This is a genomic window from Thalassococcus sp., assembly GCF_982780845.1.
Map to the genome: position 1 here is coordinate 25,335 of NZ_CEYADA010000014.1, position 18,210 is coordinate 43,544.

General features: G+C 58.3%; 19 protein-coding genes. 9 read left to right on the forward strand and 10 right to left on the reverse strand.

Going from position 1 to position 18,210, the window contains the following annotated elements; translation table 11 throughout:
* Positions 1-28 precede the first annotated feature (28 nt).
* Positions 29-1,390 (reverse strand): multicopper oxidase family protein, encoded by a 1,362-nt coding sequence (locus tag AC4FIA_RS14565; RefSeq protein ID WP_490366454.1) that lies wholly within the window; start codon positions 1,388-1,390, stop codon positions 29-31.
* A gap of 93 nt (positions 1,391-1,483) precedes the next feature.
* Between AC4FIA_RS14565 and crcB the strand changes: the two genes are divergently transcribed.
* The 8 genes from crcB (at position 1,484) to AC4FIA_RS14605 (ending at position 8,917) form a co-directional block, all read left to right on the forward strand.
* Positions 1,484-1,861 carry a fluoride efflux transporter CrcB gene (crcB, locus tag AC4FIA_RS14570; RefSeq protein WP_490366523.1) on the forward strand — a complete coding sequence of 126 codons (378 nt, stop codon included), beginning with the start codon at positions 1,484-1,486 and terminating at the stop codon, positions 1,859-1,861.
* Positions 1,858-2,901, forward strand: a complete 1,044-nt coding sequence (locus AC4FIA_RS14575; RefSeq protein WP_490366455.1) for an RluA family pseudouridine synthase — start codon at positions 1,858-1,860, stop codon at positions 2,899-2,901. The genes crcB and AC4FIA_RS14575 overlap by 4 nt, the downstream gene beginning before the upstream one ends.
* Entirely contained in the window at positions 2,898-3,581 is a 684-nt protein-coding gene (locus tag AC4FIA_RS14580; protein ID WP_490366456.1) for an HAD-IA family hydrolase, read from the forward strand. Before AC4FIA_RS14575 ends, AC4FIA_RS14580 begins: the two co-directional genes overlap by 4 nt.
* The gene (locus tag AC4FIA_RS14585) at positions 3,578-4,300 is read left to right on the forward strand and encodes an ATP12 family chaperone protein (protein WP_490366457.1); all 723 of its coding nucleotides are present in this window, start codon (positions 3,578-3,580) and stop codon (positions 4,298-4,300) included. Before AC4FIA_RS14580 ends, AC4FIA_RS14585 begins: the two co-directional genes overlap by 4 nt.
* 182 nt (positions 4,301-4,482) lie before the next feature.
* Complete coding sequence (locus AC4FIA_RS14590) at positions 4,483-5,499, forward strand: amino acid ABC transporter substrate-binding protein (protein ID WP_490366458.1); 1,017 nt, start codon at positions 4,483-4,485, stop codon at positions 5,497-5,499.
* Between the two features lie 125 nt (positions 5,500-5,624).
* Complete coding sequence (locus tag AC4FIA_RS14595) at positions 5,625-6,839, forward strand: amino acid ABC transporter permease (protein WP_490366459.1); 1,215 nt, start codon at positions 5,625-5,627, stop codon at positions 6,837-6,839.
* 1 nt (position 6,840) lies between these two features.
* A complete protein-coding gene (locus tag AC4FIA_RS14600; RefSeq protein WP_490366460.1) occupies positions 6,841-8,133 on the forward strand; it encodes an amino acid ABC transporter permease in 1,293 nt (430 codons plus the stop codon).
* 10 nt (positions 8,134-8,143) lie between these two features.
* Complete coding sequence (locus AC4FIA_RS14605; RefSeq protein ID WP_103909075.1) at positions 8,144-8,917, forward strand: amino acid ABC transporter ATP-binding protein; 774 nt, start codon at positions 8,144-8,146, stop codon at positions 8,915-8,917.
* A 117-nt stretch (positions 8,918-9,034) separates the two neighbouring features.
* Here the strand turns inward: AC4FIA_RS14605 and AC4FIA_RS14610 are convergent, their stop codons facing one another.
* Entirely contained in the window at positions 9,035-9,508 is a 474-nt protein-coding gene (locus AC4FIA_RS14610; protein WP_490366461.1) for a GNAT family N-acetyltransferase, read from the reverse strand.
* 231 nt (positions 9,509-9,739) lie between these two features.
* Here AC4FIA_RS14610 and AC4FIA_RS14615 point away from each other — a divergent pair, with 231 nt between their 5' ends.
* A complete protein-coding gene (locus AC4FIA_RS14615) occupies positions 9,740-10,150 on the forward strand; it encodes a DUF7282 domain-containing protein (protein WP_490366462.1) in 411 nt (136 codons plus the stop codon).
* 55 nt (positions 10,151-10,205) lie between these two features.
* On the opposite strand, the gene AC4FIA_RS14620 is transcribed toward AC4FIA_RS14615, so the two are convergent.
* From AC4FIA_RS14620 to ttcA, 8 genes are all read right to left on the reverse strand, one after another.
* A complete protein-coding gene (locus AC4FIA_RS14620; RefSeq protein ID WP_490366463.1) occupies positions 10,206-10,688 on the reverse strand; it encodes a SixA phosphatase family protein in 483 nt (160 codons plus the stop codon).
* Between the two features lie 21 nt (positions 10,689-10,709).
* Positions 10,710-11,366 carry a ferredoxin gene (locus tag AC4FIA_RS14625; protein ID WP_490366464.1) on the reverse strand — a complete coding sequence of 219 codons (657 nt, stop codon included), beginning with the start codon at positions 11,364-11,366 and terminating at the stop codon, positions 10,710-10,712.
* Complete coding sequence (argB, locus tag AC4FIA_RS14630) at positions 11,363-12,256, reverse strand: acetylglutamate kinase (RefSeq protein WP_490366465.1); 894 nt, start codon at positions 12,254-12,256, stop codon at positions 11,363-11,365. The genes AC4FIA_RS14625 and argB overlap by 4 nt, the downstream gene beginning before the upstream one ends.
* Before the next feature lie 69 nt (positions 12,257-12,325).
* Complete coding sequence (yihA, locus tag AC4FIA_RS14635; RefSeq protein ID WP_488048750.1) at positions 12,326-12,979, reverse strand: ribosome biogenesis GTP-binding protein YihA/YsxC; 654 nt, start codon at positions 12,977-12,979, stop codon at positions 12,326-12,328.
* A complete protein-coding gene (locus AC4FIA_RS14640; RefSeq protein WP_490366466.1) occupies positions 12,976-13,710 on the reverse strand; it encodes an MOSC domain-containing protein in 735 nt (244 codons plus the stop codon). The genes yihA and AC4FIA_RS14640 overlap by 4 nt, the downstream gene beginning before the upstream one ends.
* Positions 13,710-15,518, reverse strand: coding sequence for a membrane protein insertase YidC (gene yidC, locus AC4FIA_RS14645; RefSeq protein ID WP_287474341.1), 1,809 nt, complete (start codon positions 15,516-15,518; stop codon positions 13,710-13,712). The genes AC4FIA_RS14640 and yidC overlap by 1 nt, the downstream gene beginning before the upstream one ends.
* 164 nt (positions 15,519-15,682) lie before the next feature.
* Positions 15,683-17,236: a putative bifunctional diguanylate cyclase/phosphodiesterase gene (locus tag AC4FIA_RS14650; RefSeq protein ID WP_490366467.1), complete on the reverse strand. Its 1,554-nt coding sequence runs from the start codon at positions 17,234-17,236 to the stop codon at positions 15,683-15,685.
* Between the two features lie 62 nt (positions 17,237-17,298).
* Positions 17,299-18,168: a tRNA 2-thiocytidine(32) synthetase TtcA gene (gene ttcA / locus AC4FIA_RS14655; RefSeq protein ID WP_103909066.1), complete on the reverse strand. Its 870-nt coding sequence runs from the start codon at positions 18,166-18,168 to the stop codon at positions 17,299-17,301.
* Positions 18,169-18,210: the final 42 nt, after the last annotated feature.

Below are 18,210 nucleotides of genomic sequence, written 5' to 3' on the forward strand. Positions count from 1 at the left end.
CCACTGCTGAGTCGGCGCAAGGATAATGTTAGTTGACACGAATAAAGCTGCCCATGCCAGCCGCATGATGCGACAGCATATGGCAGTGGAACAGCCAATCGCCCGGATTGTGGGCGTTGAAGGCGATCTCGATCTGGCCTTGGGATTCGATCAGGATGGTGTCACGCAGCGGGCCAAGGGTGCCGTCTGCCAGAACTTGGGCGAAATGCATGCCGTGCAGGTGCATTGCGTGGGGGAAGGCGGTGTCGTTGGCCATGCCGATCCGTACGGTTTGGCCCTTTGAGACTTCGATCAGGGGCGTTTCAGTGCGCCCGACCTGACCATTCAGCGCCCAGAACATGTTTTCCTGTGCCAGTTCACGGCCCGTCATGCGCGTGCCTTTATACATCGCGTGATCCAGTCCAGCCATCGCGCCGCCCGCTATCAGAATGGGCAGCGTCTCGGCGTTCGCCAGATCAATCGGGAAGTCGGGGTTTGGGGGTAGGGCATCTGGCGTTGATCGTGTTGTATCGCTTCCGCCGCTGACGTTGAAATGCACAGCCGCATAGCCGCCGTCGCGTTCATATTGGATCAGATAGGCGTCGCTGTCGTCGGTGATGTCGACGATCAGATCGATGCGCTGCGACGGGGCCAGTGCAAAGGTTTCGCTAAGCGGCTGAGGCGCAATCAGAGGCATGCCGTCGTAAGCAACCACATGGGCGTTCATGCCTTGCAAACTGAGTTCGAATATCCGCGCGTTCGCGGCCGAAATCAGGCGCAGCCGCAGGCGGTCACCGCGTTTGACGTCAAAGCTTTCGTCGATCTTGCCGTTGACCAGCGCGACGTTTCCGATGCGTCCGCCGTGGGAGCGGTCAAAGAAACTGTCGAATTCAGGATCGACCTGCGCCTGATCCGTAAAGCGTATATCGTCCAGCACCAGTACCAGATCGTGATCGACGTCTGGCGCATCGGCTTCTTCGACGATCAGCGCGCCGTACAGGCCGCGTTCCATCTGTTCGACGGTTTGCAGGTGCGAATGATACCAGTAGGTGCCCGCATCAGGCAGCGCAAAGTCATAGGTGAACGTGTCGCCCGCGGGAATGGCAGGCTGCGTCAGGCCGGGAACGCCGTCCATCGCGTTGTCGATGCGGATGCCGTGCCAGTGAACAGATGTGGCTGCAGGCAGTTCATTCACCAAATCAAGTGACAGACGCTCGCCCTGTTTGTAGCGCAGCGTGCGGCCCGGAAAGCTGTCACCGAACGACCAGAGGTCTGTTTCCGCATAGGGTTCGGGTGCGATGCGTTGGCGAATGGTCGAGGCCCGAAGAACATCCCGTTGCGTGGCGTTTCCCAGTGCGGGAAGCGCGGACAGCGCGGCGGTGCCAAGCAGCATGTTTCGACGGGTGATCATAGCGCTCTCCTCTTTGCTGCAGATGATAGCTACGGAATGGGGGCTGGCAATGGCTTGCTTGACAATAAGCCGTTCCCGCGACAGACCGCGCGGATGGTCGCGAACCTTATATATGTAGCGCTGGGTGGCGCTTTGGGTGCTGTTGCACGTTATCTGACCGGCATGGCTGCCGTTCGGGTCATGGGGCATGGCTTTCCTTGGGGCACTCTGACAGTGAACATCTTCGGGTCTTTCCTGATGGGTGTTCTGGTCGTTGCATTGGCTGAGTTGAGCGCGACACGGTTCGCGCCGCTTCTGATGACGGGATTGCTGGGCGGGTTCACGACCTTCTCGGCCTTTTCGCTGGACGCGGTGGCATTGTATGAGCGCGGCGCGATCGGGCTGGCGGCAGGCTATGTGGGCATGTCGGTGGTTCTGTCGCTTCTGGCGTTGGCGGCAGGTATGATCCTGTCACGAGGAGTATTCGCATGAGCGGAGTACAAACACTGACCGTAACCGATGGCGACGCAGGGCAGCGTCTTGATCGCTATCTGAAGCGGTTGTTCCCGCATCTGGCCCAAGGCCGCATCGAAAAGATGTGCCGTAAGGGTGAGCTGCGCGTCGATGGTGGTCGCGTAAAGGCGAACACACGGATCGAGGCCGGTCAGCAGGTACGTATCCCGCCGATCCCCGACGCGGGCGAGGTCCAATCGCGCCCCAAGCCCACGGTATCGGATGCAGACGCAAAGCTGATCCAGTCCTGCGTGCTTTATCGTGACGACTATATCATTGCATTGAACAAACCTCCGGGTTTGCCGACGCAGGGTGGGTCGAAACAGACGCGCCACGTAGACGGCATGGCCGAAGCGCTGAAGTTCGGGTTTGAGGATAAGCCGCGCCTTGTGCACCGTTTGGACAAGGACACATCCGGTGTCCTGATCCTTGCCCGCACCCGCGCGATTGCGGCCGATCTGACCAAGGCGTTCCGCGCCCGCGACACGCGCAAGATTTACTGGGCCGCCGTCGCCGGCGTGCCGCACCCGTCCATGGGCACCGTACGCTATGGTCTGGTCAAGGCGCCGGGTCACGGCAAGGGTGGCGAAGGCGAAAAGATGCTGTGCGTCCATCCCAACCGCGTGACCGAGGTTGAGGGCGCGAAACACGCGACCACGGACTATGCCGTTCTGACCAGCCTTGCGAAACGCGCAGCTTGGGTGGCGCTGGTTCCGATCACGGGCCGGACGCACCAGTTGCGCGCGCACATGGCCGAGATGGGGCATCCCATCATTGGCGACGGTAAATACGGCGGCTCGGGTCAGGAAAACCTGGGCGATGGATGGGGCGCGCAGTTGGGTGGCGAAATCAGTCGCAAACTGCATCTGCACGCGCGGTCGTTGTCTTTGGTGCATCCCGTTACGGGCGCACGTCTGGTGATCACAGCGCCGCTGCCCGACCACATGACCCGCACGTGGGACTATGTGCAGTGGGATGTGCGCGATGTGCCCGCCGATCCCTTCGAGGACATTGAATGACCATGGACCTGAGGCTTGTCATCTTTGATGTGGATGGCACCCTTGTGGACAGCCAGGCCGATATCCTTGCCTCGATGGCGGCGGCTTTCGGGGCGATTGGTCTGGATGTGCCGGAACGCCAGACGGTTCTGGGTATTGTGGGCCTGTCTTTGGATCGTGCCATCCGCGCACTAGCACCTGACGTGGATGACGCCGGCATTTCGACCGCGGTCGAGGCCTATAAGACAGAGTATCAGCGCCTGCGGGCCACCGGTGGCACGCAGAAATCGTCGCCTTTGTATGACGGTATCCGCGATGTGCTGGATACGTTGCATGGCCAGCCCGAAGTGCTTTTAGGTGTCGCTACCGGCAAATCCCGTCGTGGGCTGGTCAGTCTGATGGAGGGGCACCAGATGGGGCATCTGTTTGTTACCCAGCAATGCGCCGATGATCATCCGTCGAAACCGCACCCGTCGATGGTGATGGCCGCACTGGCGGAAACCGGTGTTGCGCCCGAACAGGCCGTGATGATCGGCGACACGAGTTTTGACATGGATATGGCCAAGGCGGCAGGCGTTGCTGCGCTTGGTGTGACTTGGGGCTATCACAGCCCCGCCAGTTTGAGCGCTGCAGACCGCATCGCCGAGCGCGTGCAGGACCTGCCCGAACTGGTGCACGCGATATGGAGTGACCGAACATGAGCGAATGGGCCCCGAAACGTTTCTGGACCGATGCAACTGTCACCGATGCGGAGGGTGGCTTCACCGTTCTGCTGGACAAGCGCGCGGTGAAAACGCCCGCCAAAGCGCCGCTGATCCTGCCGACACAGGCGATGGCTCAGGCAATTGCCGAAGAATGGCAGGCCCAAACCGATAAGATCGATCCAAACACCATGCCGGTCACCCGCAGCGCGAATGCCGCTATTGATAAGGTGCGCATCCAGCATGCCGAGGTCGCCGCCATGATCGCGGCATACGGTGACAGCGATCTTTTGTGTTACCGCGCCGACAGTCCCGAAGAGCTGGTGGCACGTCAGGCCGAGACTTGGGATCCCTATCTTGAGTGGGCCGAAGAGGCGTTGGGCGCCAAGCTTGAACCCCGGACTGGGGTGATCCATGCGGGTCAGGACGCCGCCTCTTTGACACGTTTGTCGGAGGCCGTTCATGCCTTTGACCCGTTTGGGTTGACGGCCTTCCATGACCTTGTGGCATTGACCGGATCGCTGATTTTGGGATTCGCGGCTGAACGGTCGTGGGCCGAATCCTCGTCTATCTGGAGCGCGTCGCGCGTCGATGAAAACTGGCAAATCGAACAGTGGGGCGTAGACGAAGAGGCGCAAGCTACTGAACAGGTTAAGAAACGCTCGTTCGAAGACGCTTTGCGTTTTATTCAGCTTACACGCGGTTCAAACGGCTCATAAAAGCAGCCTTTTCAGGAAAATTAACTTTTGAGCGACTGGTCAAAGCCTTTGCCTTGACCTTCTAAACGGAATCCGACCAAACTCCCTCCCACTAAGCGGACCAAACCGCTTTGGAATCCTATGGGCCACTTGGTCCACTGAACCGTTCCATGAAGGGACGGGCCAAACAGGAAGAGGTAAAAATGAAAAAATCCGTAATTCTTGGCGCATTGACTGTCGCTGGCCTGGCGGCCGGTGCTGCTGGTGCGGCCACACTTGATGACGTCAAGGCGCGCGGCAAGCTGAACTGTGGTGTGACCACAGGTCTGGTTGGCTTCGCTGCTCCTGATGCAAACGGGGAATGGGACGGTTTTGACGTAGGCGTCTGCCGCGCTGTTGCTGCTGCTGTTCTGGGCGATCCGGCTGCTGTCGAATTCGTTCCGACAACCGGCAAAACACGCTTTACAGCGCTGGCGTCCGGCGAAATCGACATGCTGGCACGTAACACCACATGGACATTCAGCCGTGACACAGACCTGAAGTTCGATTTCGTAGGTGTAAACTACTACGACGGTCAGGGCTTCATGGTTCCCAAGGCGCTGGGCGTATCGTCCGCGAAAGAACTGGACGGCGCGACTGTCTGCATTCAGACCGGTACAACAACCGAACTGAACCTGGCGGACTTCTTCCGTTCGAACAACATGGAATACACACCGGTTCCGATCGAAACAAACGCCGAAGCGCAGCAGCAGTATCTGGCTGGCGCATGTGACGTTTACACGACTGACGCATCCGGTCTGGCTGCGACACGTGCCGCGTTCGAAGCACCCGGTGACCACGTTGTTCTGCCGGAAATCGTTTCCAAAGAGCCGCTCGGCCCGCTTGTTCGCCACGGCGACAACGACTGGGGCGACATCGTTCGCTGGACTCTGAACGCGCTGATCGCAGCTGAAGAGCTGGGCGTCACATCTGCGAACATCGAAGAGCTGTCCGCAGGCACAGAGAACCCCGAAATCAACCGTCTGCTGGGCACAGAAGGCAACCTGGGCGAGATGATCGGCCTGGACGCTGGCTGGGGCAAAGCAGCGATTGCAGCGGGTGGTAACTACGGCGAGCTGTTCGAAAAGAACATCGGCGAAAACACTCCGATCGCGCTGTCGCGTGGTCTGAACGCACAGTGGACAGATGGTGGTCTGCTGTACGCACCGCCGTTCCGCTAAGACCTAAGAAAGAGCGCAGGGAAACCTGCGCTCTTTTCCCGTTTAGGGACACTGTCAAAACCGGGGGCAGATGATCGGACTTACCGATCGGATTAATGACCGCCGGGCATCTCAGGGATACCATTATGACAACGCTCAGCGACCCGCCTCGCGAGTCGTTCCGGCTATCAATGCTGTTGAACGATACGCGGTACCGGTCTTACACATTCCAATTCATTGCGCTTTTGTGCGTAATCGCGCTGTTTTCCTTCCTTGGCTACAATCTGGTCAAAAACCTTCAGGCCGCAGGATTGAACATCAGCTACAAGTTTCTGGGTGAAACGTCGAACTACGACATCAACCAGACACTGATCGATTATTCATCCCAATCCACCCATTGGCGGGCGGCGGTTGTCGGGGTTCTGAACACGCTTCTTGTTGCGTTTCTGGCCTGTGTGACCGCGACGATCATCGGCGTGGTTGCGGGCGTTTTGCGCCTGTCGAAGAACTGGCTGATCAGCAAACTTATGGCGGTGTACGTCGAAGCGTTCCGGAACGTTCCGGTTCTGATCTGGATCATCATCATCTTTACAGTGATGACCGCAGTTCTTCCGCAGCCGCGTGACTTCCGCGGTGAAAACGCAACAGCGTCCATGTGGTTCGATGCGGTCGCCTTCACAAACCGCGGCGTCTATATCCCGAAGCCCGTGCTGGAAAGCGGCGGTATGGCGGTTGTCATCGTCTTCCTGCTGTCCATCGTGGGTGTCTTTGCCTATCGTCGCTACGCAACGAAGCTGCTGTATGCGACAGGTAAAATGCTGCCGACAGGCTGGCCGACGCTGGCGATCCTGTTTGTGCCTGCGCTGCTGACGTACTTCGTTCTGGGCAAACCCATTTCGCTGGAACTGCCGGCTCTGGCGGGCTTCAACTTCAAGGGCGGGATCAACATTCTCGGGTCCTTGATCGCGCTGTGGTTCGCCCTCGCGATCTACACAGGCGCCTTCATCGCGGAAAACGTGCGTGCCGGTATTCAGGCCGTCAGCCGTGGCCAGACCGAGGCCGCTGCCTCACTGGGTCTGCGTCCAGGCCGGATCATGAACCTTGTGATCCTGCCGCAGGCGCTGCGCGTGATCATTCCGCCGCTGATTTCCAACTACCTGAACATCACCAAGAACTCGTCTTTGGCGATTGCGGTGGGCTACATGGATATCACAGGCACACTGGGTGGCATCACGCTGAACCAGACGGGCCGGGCGATCGAAGCGATCCTGCTGTTGATGGCGTTCTATCTGGCGATCAGCCTCGCGATCTCGTTCATCATGAACATCTACAACTCGAAAATGAAGCTGAAGGAGCGCTGATATGTCCGACACACACCAGCATTCAATCCGCTTCGTGCGTGAATCCATGTTGCCCGAGCAAGAGCCGCCGGCAACGGAACGCGGGGTGATCAAATGGATGCGCGAGAACATGTTCTCGAGCATTCCGAACGGCATCCTGACATTGATCGCGCTTTATGCCGTCTATGCCATCCTGTCCGGCCTGCTTCCGTGGCTTCTGAACGGGATCTGGGATGCGCCGTCCATTCGCGCCTGCCGTGAAATTCTGGACGGTCAGACAGGGGGCTGCTTTGCCGTTCTGACAGAACGTTGGAACCAGCTGCTGTTCGGGTTCAAATATCCGAACCATCTGTACTGGCGCCCGACAGTGGCCTTTATCCTGCTGTTCGTCGCCATCGCGCCCGTGCTGTTCTACAACACATTCCCGCGTCAGATGCTGATCTTTACCGCGCTTTACCCGTTTGTGGCCTACTGGCTGATCTGGGGCGGTTCGATCCTTGTGCCTATCTTTGCGCTGGTCGGCTTTGGTGTGGGCTACATCGTCTACAGCAAATACGTCGCGCAAAGCTTTGCGATGGGCTTTTTCGGCGGGATCGCCGGTGCCTTGGTCACATGGTGGCTGACCGGCATGATCCCGGTCGAAGGCGTTCTGGCAATGGAGGCGGTTCCGTCCCGTGACATGGGTGGGTTCATGTTGAACCTGATCCTGGGGACTGTCTGTGTGTCCTTGTCGATCCCGTTCGGTATCGCGCTGGCGCTGGGTCGTCAGTCGGACATGCCGTTCATCAAGTGGATCTGCGTGGTCTTCATCGAGTTCATCCGCGGCGTGCCGCTGATCACCCTGCTGTTCGTAGCAAGCGTGGTTCTGGCCTACTTCCTGCCGCCGGGTACGAACTTTGACCTGATCCTGCGCGTGATCATCATGATCACCATGTTTGCATCGGCCTACATCGCCGAGGTGATCCGTGGTGGTCTGGCCGCGCTGCCGAAAGGCCAGTACGAAGCCGCCGACAGCCTTGGCCTTGATTATGCGCAGTCCATGCGTCTGATCATCCTGCCGCAGGCTCTGAAAATTTCGATCCCGGGTATCGTGAACGTTGCGGTGGGTCTGTTCAAAGACACCACACTGGTTTCCGTTATCTCGATGTTCGATCTTGTTGGTATGATCCGCGGACCGATCCTTGCGTCGACTGAATGGAACGGCGTGTATTGGGAACTGTTGGGCTTTGCGTCCTTACTGTTCTTCATCACATGCTACGGTATCTCACAATATTCCCAGTGGCTTGAGCGGCAGCTCAACACGGACCATCGTTAAGGAGGCAACCATGACTGAAGCTGCCCAAACTCAAATGACCGTCTCGGATGAAGTTGCGATTTCAATCGAGAAAATGAACAAATGGTACGGCACGTTCCACGTGCTGCGGGATATCGATCTGACCGTCTATCGTGGCGAACGGATCGTTATCGCGGGCCCGTCGGGTTCCGGTAAATCCACCCTGATCCGCTGCATCAACGCGCTGGAAGAACACCAGCGCGGGCGGATCACCGTGGATGGCACGGTCCTGTCGTCGGATCTGAAAAACATCGACAAGATCCGGTCCGAGGTTGGCATGTGCTTCCAGCACTTCAACCTGTTCCCGCACCTGACCATTCTGGAAAACTGCACGCTGGCTCCGATCTGGGTTCGCAAGACACCCAAGAAAGAAGCCGAAGAAACGGCGATGCACTTCCTTGAAAAGGTGAAGATCCCCGATCAGGCCAACAAGTACCCCGGCCAGTTGTCCGGTGGTCAGCAGCAGCGTGTGGCAATCGCCCGTTCGCTTTGCATGCGTCCGCGCATCATGCTGTTCGATGAACCGACATCGGCGCTTGATCCCGAGATGATCAAAGAGGTTCTGGATACCATGGTCGAACTGGCCGAAGAGGGCATGACCATGCTCTGCGTGACGCACGAGATGGGCTTTGCCCGTCAGGTGGCGAACCGCGTGATCTTTATGGATCAGGGCCAGATCGTGGAACAGAACGAACCCGAAGAGTTCTTCAACAACCCGCAGAACGAACGGACCAAACTGTTCCTCAGCCAGATCCTGGGTCACTGATCCAAACATCTGCGCGCGCCTTTACGGGCGCGTCGTACAAAACAGAAATCCCGGCAAATTCTGCCGGGATTTTTCTTTTGGAAGTGTCTCAACTTCGTGTCTGTCGGGACCGAGAAGTCACGCGGTATCCAATCGGTATTTCAGAAAAGTCGAGCCGTCATAGGTGATTTCGGTGACAAAAGTGGCACCAAGCCGTTTGAGCGCGCTGAGGTTTTTGCGCGACGGTGGAAGCAGAAAGGTTATGAACGGAATTCGATCATCGGCCTTAGCAAACTCGATTGCTTTTCTTGAAATGCGGGTTCCCAACCCAAAAGCGGATGGCGTGAGCACAAGTCCATAATCCCACTCATCCCCTTCCTTTTGAAAACCACCCCACCCGACATATTGGCCGTTATCCAATATTGCCCAGTGTCCAAGGCCATCTCGGTGCCAGCACGCCTCTTTAGCTGTGACAAAGTTCGCGGTGGTGCCCTCGTCCCATTCAAAAGTCAGAAGCGGCATATGTTCTGCCACACGAGGATCGGACATGTGATGAATGATCTCGGTCGGATCAATCTCGGTTAATCTTGTAAACGTAATGTTGTGCTTCAACTGAATGTCCACTTGAACTGAATATCCTGCCAGTTAAGCAAAGGCCTTTTTGCGGACAACGAAGAAAGGCACATGTCACCTTAATTTGAGTGCCATGTATTGGCTCCAAGTCGACCCACCAAAATTAAAGAGAAAACTTTTTCATTTTTTCTGAAACTCTTTTCCGCGGGCTCCCGTGTCTTGAGTACAGCCGGCCGATGGTGGCTGGGAAAAGTACACAGGAGTTCACTAATGAAATTTGCAATGATCGCCGCTTTGATGACTGGTTTTACAGGTACCGCCTACGCAGGTGGCCACGCGATGCAGACCGTGGATGCCATGGATCAATCCGTTGAAAATGGTGTCGTAAGCGCGGAAAACGTTGTCGCGAGCCAGAATGGTTGGCTGGTTGTTCACCGCACAGGCGACGATATGAAGCCCGGTCCCGTGGTTGGCCACGCCCCGCTGCGCAAGGGCGAGAACGCCGATGTCGCCGCGATCCTGACAGAAGAGGTCGCTGCTGGTGACAAGCTGATGCTGATGATCCACGGCGAAGACGGTGGCATGAGCACAGGTATCTTCGAATACACATTGGGTGCCAAAGAAGACGGCCCCGTACGTGTCGACGGCGAACTGGTGATGACCGTCATAACAGCTCAGTAACCGGTTTCCGGTAACGAGTACCCTGTAGTGGGGTAATCAGTATCGGCCGCGCGGGCTAGGTCAGTTCGCGCGGCACGACAAAGTCTTTGACCGTGCCTTTGTCGAAATCGATCCAGCTGTTCAGGTCGAAATCAACCACCAGCGTTGCGCCTGTCGGATAGTCCTCGAACCGGTCATGGCTGGGGGCTTCTTCAACGATATCCGATGCAAAATTGGCAATGCCCGGATTGTGCGCGATGATCAGAACGGTGTCGCCGGTCGCCGCCTGTAGCGCATGGCTCAGATCGGCGCGTTCAGCCAGATACAGCGGTTTCGGGAAATGCGTCGGCGCATCGGTTATATCCAAGCGTTGCAAGGTTTCCTTGGTGCGCGCCGACGGTGAACACAGAACCTCGTCCGGGTGCAGATCATTGTCCTTCAGCCATTTGCCCAAGGCCGTTGCGCTGGCTTGGCCGCGCTTGTTCAAAGGCCGGTCGAAATCGGGCTGATCCATTTTCCAGTCGGATTTTGCATGACGCATCAGGATCAGTCGTTTCATACCTCGTCCCCTTGGTTTCCGTTAGTTTCCCAGAAAGGCACGCATGTGAAAAGCGGCCTGTTCGGGGTGACGCGTAAATTCTTGTGAAACGGGGCAGGCGCGGCGGACAAGACAGCCGTTTTCGCGGCAGTTCTGGCCGGCTTCTGTGCGCAGATAGGTTTTGCAACGCGGCACATCATAGGGCTGTCCAAGCGCCATCGCGCCGACAGGGCAGGCGGTGACACAAGGTCGGTCGGTGCAAGTGTCACAGGGCCGTTGGAATGTGTTGGGCCTCGTAACGGTAAAGGGCAGGGCGATGGCCCCCCGAAACGACAGGAAAAGACCCGCGTGGTGGTGTACCAAAAGGCCGACAGGGGCCTCCCACGCCTCGGCGCAGTCGGTGGCCCATTTGATAAAGGGCGGCCACGGCGGGCCGTCTGAAGGAAAGATCGCAGAGCCGCCCCAGTCACGGGCCAACGCGCCGATCACGCGCTTGGACCACGCGTCCATCGGATCGGCGACGCCTGTGCGATATTCATCAGAAGCTGCGAATAATGGCCAGAAGCGCGGCTCATCCGGCCCCAGAAGGACCAGAGTTTCCGTGCCCTCGGGTAGAACCGCGTCGGGATCAGGGGCAAACAGGCCGCGCAGGCGCAGCCCCGCAGCCTGTGCCGCCTGATCCAACGCGTCTGGTGTCATTCCTGCGCAGAGTATTTGGGCAGGTCTTTTTCGCGGATCAGAGAGCCTGCACCATGGGCTGTGAACAGCTCAAGCAGGCAGGCGTTCGACACGCGGCCATCAAGGATAACAACGCCACGCACGCCTTCTTCCAACGCTTTCAGGGCGGTTTCCGTTTTGGGGATCATACCGCCTGCGATCACGCCTTCTTCGGTCATGATGCGGACGTCTTCGGGCGTCATGGCGGTCAGAACCTCGCCTGCCGCATTCTTGACGCCGGACACATCGGTCAACAGCAAAAGCCGCGCCGCTTTCAGCGCGCCAGCGATGGCACCTGCGGCTGTGTCGCCGTTCACGTTAAATGTCTCTTCTGACAGTCGGCCTGTGGCGACGGGGGCCACAACGGGGATAATGCCCGCGTCCATCATATCGCGCAGCACCTGCACGTTCATTTCGACAGGACGGCCTACCCAGCCCAGTTCCGGATCATCCGCTTCGCAGACCATCAGATCGTCGTCTTTGCCCGACAGGCCAACCGCGCGGCCACCTTCATCCATGATCGCCTGAACGATGCGCTTGTTGACCAAACCGGTCAGCACCATTTCGACGACCTGAACCGTGGCTTTGTCGGTCACACGCTTGCCACGCACGAATTCCGATTTGATGCCAAGCTTATCCAGCATCTCGTTGATCATGGGGCCGCCGCCGTGGACAACGACGGGGTTCACGCCAACCTGCTTCATCAGCACTATATCGCGGGCGAATGTGGCCATGGCTTCGGCGTCGCCCATGGCATTGCCGCCGAATTTCACGACGACCGTCGCGCCGGAATAGCGCTGCATGTAGGGAAGAGCCTCGGAAAGGGTCCGTGCTGTTTCGTGCCAGTTAGCGTTCATTTTTTGCGTCTTCATGTTTTGGTCCGCACAAAGGGTTCTTTGGCGGTTATCGGACGTGGCGATGTTGGGTGCAAGGGGCGCGTCTTAGGTCAGCGATGCAATGATGCTGCGCAGCGTCGGAATCCCGTATCCTTTTTCCGACGATGTCAGCACCAGTTCAGGGTAGGCCGCCGGATGTTTCGACAGCTTCTCGCGGACCTGAACCAGCATTTTCTCGCGGTCTTTCACGCTGATCTTGTCTGCTTTGGTCAGCACCACCTGAAAGGTCACCGCGCTGCGATCCAGAAGCTTCATGATCTCTTGGTCGACGGCCTTGATGCCATGGCGCGAATCCACCAGCACAAAGGCGCGGCGCAGGGATTGACGGCCTGACAGATACCGCTTCAACAGCTGCTGCCATTTTTCAACGACAGCAACGGGCGCATTAGCATAACCATAGCCCGGAAGGTCGACGAGAAAGCGTTCATCGCCCAGCGTGAAGTAGTTGATTTCCTGCGTCCGGCCCGGCGTGTTCGACGCGCGGGCAAGACCCTTGCGACCTGTCAGTGCGTTGATCAGGCTGGATTTGCCAACATTCGAACGGCCTGCAAAGCAAACTTCGATCCGGTCGTCGGGCGGCAGGCCGTCCATGGCGACAACGCCTTTCAGAAAGTCGGCGCCACCCGCAAAAAGCTTGCGTGCTTTTTCAAGTGTCAGATCGTCAGGCTCTTCGGCCAAAGGGAACGGGAGTTGTGTCATAGCGAAATCTCATCCCCGATTGCTACGGTGCCGGACTGGGTGCATTCGACGTTTACCGTGAAATCCTGATGGCCCCAAGTCTGAAGCAGCGCCAAGGTGGCAACGTCACGTTCGCCGGTGTCAGGATTGGCTTCGGTCGCCCGGCAGCGCTCAATCGGTTTACGGACGGCAAAAGTTGCGCCGCCGATGGTGATGTCCTTGCCGATCCAGTCGAATTCTTCCCAGGGGGCAAGGCCATCAAGCCAGAGGTTGGCTCGGAACCGGTGTTCGGACACCGGTCGGCCAAGTTTATCAGACAGCGCACGAAGCGAGGCCAGATTGCCGACCGAAATCGACTGAAGGCGTGAATCGGTGATGCCGCGCGATGTGCGGTAGACCGATGAGGGGGCAGGGCGGCCTTCGGCCACCAGCGGGGCGACCCAATCAATCAACGTGTTTTGATCCTGGTCGGGATTGACGGTGATCGTCGGTCGATCCGGGTGGGAGAGTGTGACTGTGCCAGCGTCTTCATCCAGCTGTGCGAACACAGCCATCAGCTTGGGCGATCCCGCCGCTCGAATGAAGTTGCGGCAATGCTGCCAGCCGTCGCCTTCGTAGACCGCGTTTGTGTGGGCGATGCCCCAAACGCGGTCCCACGGTGTTGTTTTGCCAGCTTCAAAGGATATGCGGTCCGCGCTTGCGCGACCGACCGCTTTGATCGGATAGCGCCAAAGCGCGGAAACGCGTCCCATTAGGCCTTGTCCTTACCTTTGCCGAGCTTGAGGCTCGACTTGATGTTGCCGAACACGTCGGGGGTGTACCCCTGCGACCGCATGATCAGGTACTGCTGGGTAAAGGTGATGGTGTTGTTCGCGATCCAGTACACAACCAGACCCGAGGCAAAACCGCCCAGCATGAACATGAAGACCCACGGCATCCACGCAAAGATCGCGGCCTGTGTCGGATCGGCGGGCGCCGGGTTCAGTTTCTGTTGCAGCCACATGGAGATACCCAAGAGCAGCGGCAGAATACCGATAAAGATCAGCGCCACGATCGAACCAGCCTCGGGTGCGCCCCAGGGCAGGAGGCCGAACAGGTTGAAAATCGATGTGGGATCCGGCGCGCTGAGGTCCTGGAAGGGGCCGAAGAACGGTGCGTGACGCAGTTCCAGCGTGACGAAGATCACCTTGTAGAGCGAGAAGAAGATCGGGATCTGCATCAGGATCGGCAGACAGCCGGAGGCAGGGTTCACCTTGTTCTTCTTGTAAAGCTCCATCATGCCTTGCTGAAGCTGCTGACGGTCGTCGCCCGCCTTTTCCTTCAGTTTCTCCATCTCGGGCTGAAGCTCTTTCATCTTGGCCATCGAGACGTAGGATTTGTAAGCCAGCGGGAACAGGATGGCTTTGATCATCAGCGTTAGCACGATGATCGACACACCCATGTTGCCGATCAGCTTGTTCAGCTCGTGCAGAACCCAGAAGATCGGCTTGGTCAGGAAAAAGAACCAGCCCCAGTCGATCGCATCAATAAAACGGTCAACGCCCGCTTTTTCGTATTCACGGATCGTTTCCCATTCCTTCGCACCGGCGAACAGGCGTGTGGTGACTTCGGTCGTCTGGCCCGCGCCAACGGTGACTGTCGGCAGAACGGTTTCGGTCTGATAGATGTCGCGGGTTGCGTTGTATTTCGACGCCGCACGGAACGCGCTGCCCGGTTCGGGGATCAGTGTGGACATCCAGTAGTGGTCGGTAAAGCCGATCCAGCCGTTTTCGGTAACCTGCAGAACTTCGGCCTGCGCGCCTTCGGACGGAACAACCGGCAGATCGACGATATCGCCATAGCCGATTTCCGTCAGTTCGCCGTCCGCCATGATGCTTGCGCCTTCATGCAGGATGAAGAAGTTCTTGGCGTCGGCGGGTTCGCCGTGACGTGCGATGATGCCATAAGGCGCAAGAGCGACTGTGCCGGCTGCTTCGTTGACCACCTCTTGGGTGATGTCGAACATGAAGTCGTCGTCAACAGCGATGGTGCGACGGAACAGCAGGCCTGCGGGGCTTGTCCATTCCAGAACCGCCGGCGCATCAGGTGTCAGCGTGCCGGTCGAGGCCTGCGTCCAGACCGTGTTCGGGCCGGGAACATCATCGATGCCAAGGCCGCTGCCCGGTGCCCAGCCGTGAAGCGCGTAGAACGCGTTTTCTTCACCAACGGGTTTGAACAGGTGAACGATGGGCGAGCCATCTTCCAGCGTTTCGCGGTAGTCTTTCAGTTGCAGATCGTCGATCCGGCCACCCAGAAGCGAGATCGAGCCAGCCAGACGGGGCGTGTCGATGTCGATGCGGGGCGCGTTGGCCTCTTCGGCTTCGGTCGCCTGCACCTCGGCAGCGCCTGCCGCTGCGGTCGGTGTGTTTGCCACGCCGTCCTCTGTGACGCTTTCGGTCACGGCAGGGGCATTGGGGTCTGTCGGCTCTGCTTCCGGCGGGGGGAACAGCAGGAACCATACGAGGATCACAATAAAGCTGAGCGCTGTCGCGAGGATGAGGTTCTTGTTCTGATCGTCCATGAGGGACTGCCACCCTTGGTTTTTAAACTTGCATGGGTTCAACAGTCGTCGTCGTCCAAGGTCAACCCGATTCCCGTTCACATCGTGCCGCAATCGCGGAATTTAAGGGCAAACCGGCCAGTTTTCGTGGGAATCTTTGGAAATTGCCGGTTTTGGTCTGTGTCTTAGGGGCGGTCGCGCAGCTGCGGTGTCTGCGCGGTTTCGGCGGTGTCGGACAGTCGTTCCGTCATCCAGCGCTGGATTTTGTCGGCGGGCATGGGGCGCGCGATGCCAAAACCTTGCAAATGTTCGCACCCCATGTCCGCCAACAGGCTCTGCTCGGACAGGTGTTCGACACCTTCGGCCAGGGTTTCCAGCCCCATTTTATTGGCCATTCCGATGATCGCCGCGACCATGCGTTGTTGGTGGGTGTCCTGCTCCATGTTGGTGATAAAGCTGCGGTCGATCTTCAGGCGATGCACGGGCAGTTTGCGCAACGCGCGGATCGAGGCATGGCCGGTGCCGAAATCATCAAGGCTGACGCGGCAGCCCAGATCAGCGATGCGGATGACGTTTTCGCGGATGCCATCATCGGAATTATCGGCGATCACCGTTTCCAGAATTTCGACGCCCAGTCTTTCGGGGTCAAGGCCCGCGCGGTCCAGAGCGCGTTGAAGTTTGGCGGCGATGTCAGGGTTGCGGAGTTCATCCATAGTCAGGTTCACCGACACTTCCGGCACGTGGTAGCCCGCTGCATCCCAGGCTTTGATCGCGTCCAGTGATTTTTCCAGAATGATCTGGCCCAACAGTTCAGAGCTGCCCGCAGCTTCTATGTTTTCAAGGAACGATCCCGGCATGATGATGCCGCGTGTGGGATGAACCCAACGTGCCAGTGCCTCGACCCCCGACAGGTTGCCCGTGCGGGCGCAGATCTGTGGTTGGAACCACGGCTGGATTTGACCGTTGACCAATGCCTCAGAGAGTTCGGTGCGGACGGCGCAGCGTGTTTCATCCGCCGCACGCAGGGATTTCGACCACAAGCGCACCGTTGATCCACCATGGCGATTTGCGTCTTCGAGCGCGAGCGTTGCCGCATCCATAAAGTGACTGCCATCAATGGCGGGGATCGGCTGGAACGACGCGGCAGCACCAATCGATGCCCCCAAAAACCGCGAGCCGTGATCAACGTTGATCGGATCCTCGATGGCGTCCTGAAGGCGTTTGCCCAGAAATCGCACGCCATCGGCATCAATATCGACGGCCAGGCTGGGCAGGACGATGAAACGGCTGTCCCCGATCCGGAACACACGGTCATTTTCGCGCAGCACGCCACGAATGCGCGACAGGCAGATGCGCCGCGCGTCGCGGGCCGGTTTTTCGCCAAAGTCCGACGCGATGGCGCGCAGCCCGTCGATATCGATCATGTAGCAGCACGCGATGCGATTCTGCTGTCTGGCGGATTGAACAAGGTCATCCAGCAGGTGTTCGGCCTGCGAAACCTCGATCACCTCGCCGTATTTGCGAAGGACAGACAAATCCGACATGGCGCCGCGCCGCGTGCTGACCCAAACCGCAAATGGCAGGGCCAAGGCGGCAGCGACCAACGTCGCCTGGCCGCCGAACCAAAGGCCGATCATAAGAAGCCCCGGCACTGTCGCAAACAGCATCGGCACCGAGATCACGCTGGCCTGGCCAGATGCGTGTTTTCCCGAAGATGCACGGTGGTCCGAATGCGACATTCCCGAATCCCTGTTGCCATTTTGTTCTATGGCAGGCTAGGGCGCTATTCGTGACCGGTCGGTTAACGCAGTTTCGGGATTTCCTGAGGATTTTCTGTAACTTCGCCCAAATCGCGGGTCAGACCTGCAAAATCAAACAGCTTGGGGTCCAGCAAATGCGAGGGCCGCGCGTTCATCAGCGACCGGAACATGACCTGCCTGCGGCCGGGCGAATTCTTTTCCCACTGATCCAGAATCTGCTTTACCTGCTGGCGTTGAAGCCCGTCCTGCGATCCGCAAAGATCACAAGGGATAATCGGGTAGTTCATTGATTTGGCGAACTTTTCACAGTCGGCCTCGGCCACATGGGCAAGCGGGCGGTAGACAAACAGATCGCCTTCTTCGTTCACCAGTTTCGGCGGCATTGTCGCAAGGCGGCCGCCGTGGAACAGGTTCATGAAAAAGGTTTCCAGAATGTCATCGCGATGGTGGCCCAGAACGACGGCGGAACAGCCCTCTTCCCGCGCGATGCGGTACAGGTTGCCACGACGCAAGCGCGAACAAAGCGCGCAATAGGTGCGGCCCTGCGGGACTTTATCCACCACAATCGAATAGGTGTCCTGATATTCGACGCGATGGGGCACATCCATCTTTTTCAGGAACTCGGGCAGGACTGTCGCAGGAAAGCCGGGCTGGCCCTGATCAAGATTACAAGCCAACAGATCCACAGGCAGCAGGCCGCGCCACTTCAGTTCATAAAGAACTGCCAGCAGGGTGTAGCTGTCTTTACCGCCTGACAGGCAGACCAGCCAACGCGCGCCGCGTTCGATCATGCCATACTGTTCAATCGCCTCGCGCGTATATTGCACGATCCGTTTCCGAAGCTTCTTGAACTCGGTCGTTTTGGGGGCGCCGTAGAACAGCGGGTGGATATCGTCGGCATCATCAAGCATGAGGCTGCTTTACGTCCGCTTTGGCGTTGGGGCAAGGGCCAT

Coding starts and splice junctions, on each gene's coding strand:
- AC4FIA_RS14625 (WP_490366464.1), bottom strand. CDS start 11,366: ATGACACCAGACGCGTTGGATCAGGCGGCACAGGCTGCGGGGCTGCGC.
- yidC (WP_287474341.1), bottom strand. CDS start 15,518: ATGGACGATCAGAACAAGAACCTCATCCTCGCGACAGCGCTCAGCTTT.
- AC4FIA_RS14595 (WP_490366459.1), top strand. CDS start 5,625: ATGACAACGCTCAGCGACCCGCCTCGCGAGTCGTTCCGGCTATCAATG.
- argB (WP_490366465.1), bottom strand. CDS start 12,256: ATGAAGACGCAAAAAATGAACGCTAACTGGCACGAAACAGCACGGACC.
- AC4FIA_RS14565 (WP_490366454.1), bottom strand. CDS start 1,390: ATGATCACCCGTCGAAACATGCTGCTTGGCACCGCCGCGCTGTCCGCG.
- AC4FIA_RS14575 (WP_490366455.1), top strand. CDS start 1,858: ATGAGCGGAGTACAAACACTGACCGTAACCGATGGCGACGCAGGGCAG.
- crcB (WP_490366523.1), top strand. CDS start 1,484: ATGGTCGCGAACCTTATATATGTAGCGCTGGGTGGCGCTTTGGGTGCT.
- AC4FIA_RS14615 (WP_490366462.1), top strand. CDS start 9,740: ATGAAATTTGCAATGATCGCCGCTTTGATGACTGGTTTTACAGGTACC.
- AC4FIA_RS14620 (WP_490366463.1), bottom strand. CDS start 10,688: ATGAAACGACTGATCCTGATGCGTCATGCAAAATCCGACTGGAAAATG.
- AC4FIA_RS14585 (WP_490366457.1), top strand. CDS start 3,578: ATGAGCGAATGGGCCCCGAAACGTTTCTGGACCGATGCAACTGTCACC.
- AC4FIA_RS14650 (WP_490366467.1), bottom strand. CDS start 17,236: ATGTCGCATTCGGACCACCGTGCATCTTCGGGAAAACACGCATCTGGC.
- ttcA (WP_103909066.1), bottom strand. CDS start 18,168: ATGCTTGATGATGCCGACGATATCCACCCGCTGTTCTACGGCGCCCCC.
- AC4FIA_RS14580 (WP_490366456.1), top strand. CDS start 2,898: ATGACCATGGACCTGAGGCTTGTCATCTTTGATGTGGATGGCACCCTT.
- AC4FIA_RS14605 (WP_103909075.1), top strand. CDS start 8,144: ATGACTGAAGCTGCCCAAACTCAAATGACCGTCTCGGATGAAGTTGCG.
- AC4FIA_RS14640 (WP_490366466.1), bottom strand. CDS start 13,710: ATGGGACGCGTTTCCGCGCTTTGGCGCTATCCGATCAAAGCGGTCGGT.
- AC4FIA_RS14600 (WP_490366460.1), top strand. CDS start 6,841: ATGTCCGACACACACCAGCATTCAATCCGCTTCGTGCGTGAATCCATG.
- AC4FIA_RS14590 (WP_490366458.1), top strand. CDS start 4,483: ATGAAAAAATCCGTAATTCTTGGCGCATTGACTGTCGCTGGCCTGGCG.
- yihA (WP_488048750.1), bottom strand. CDS start 12,979: ATGACACAACTCCCGTTCCCTTTGGCCGAAGAGCCTGACGATCTGACA.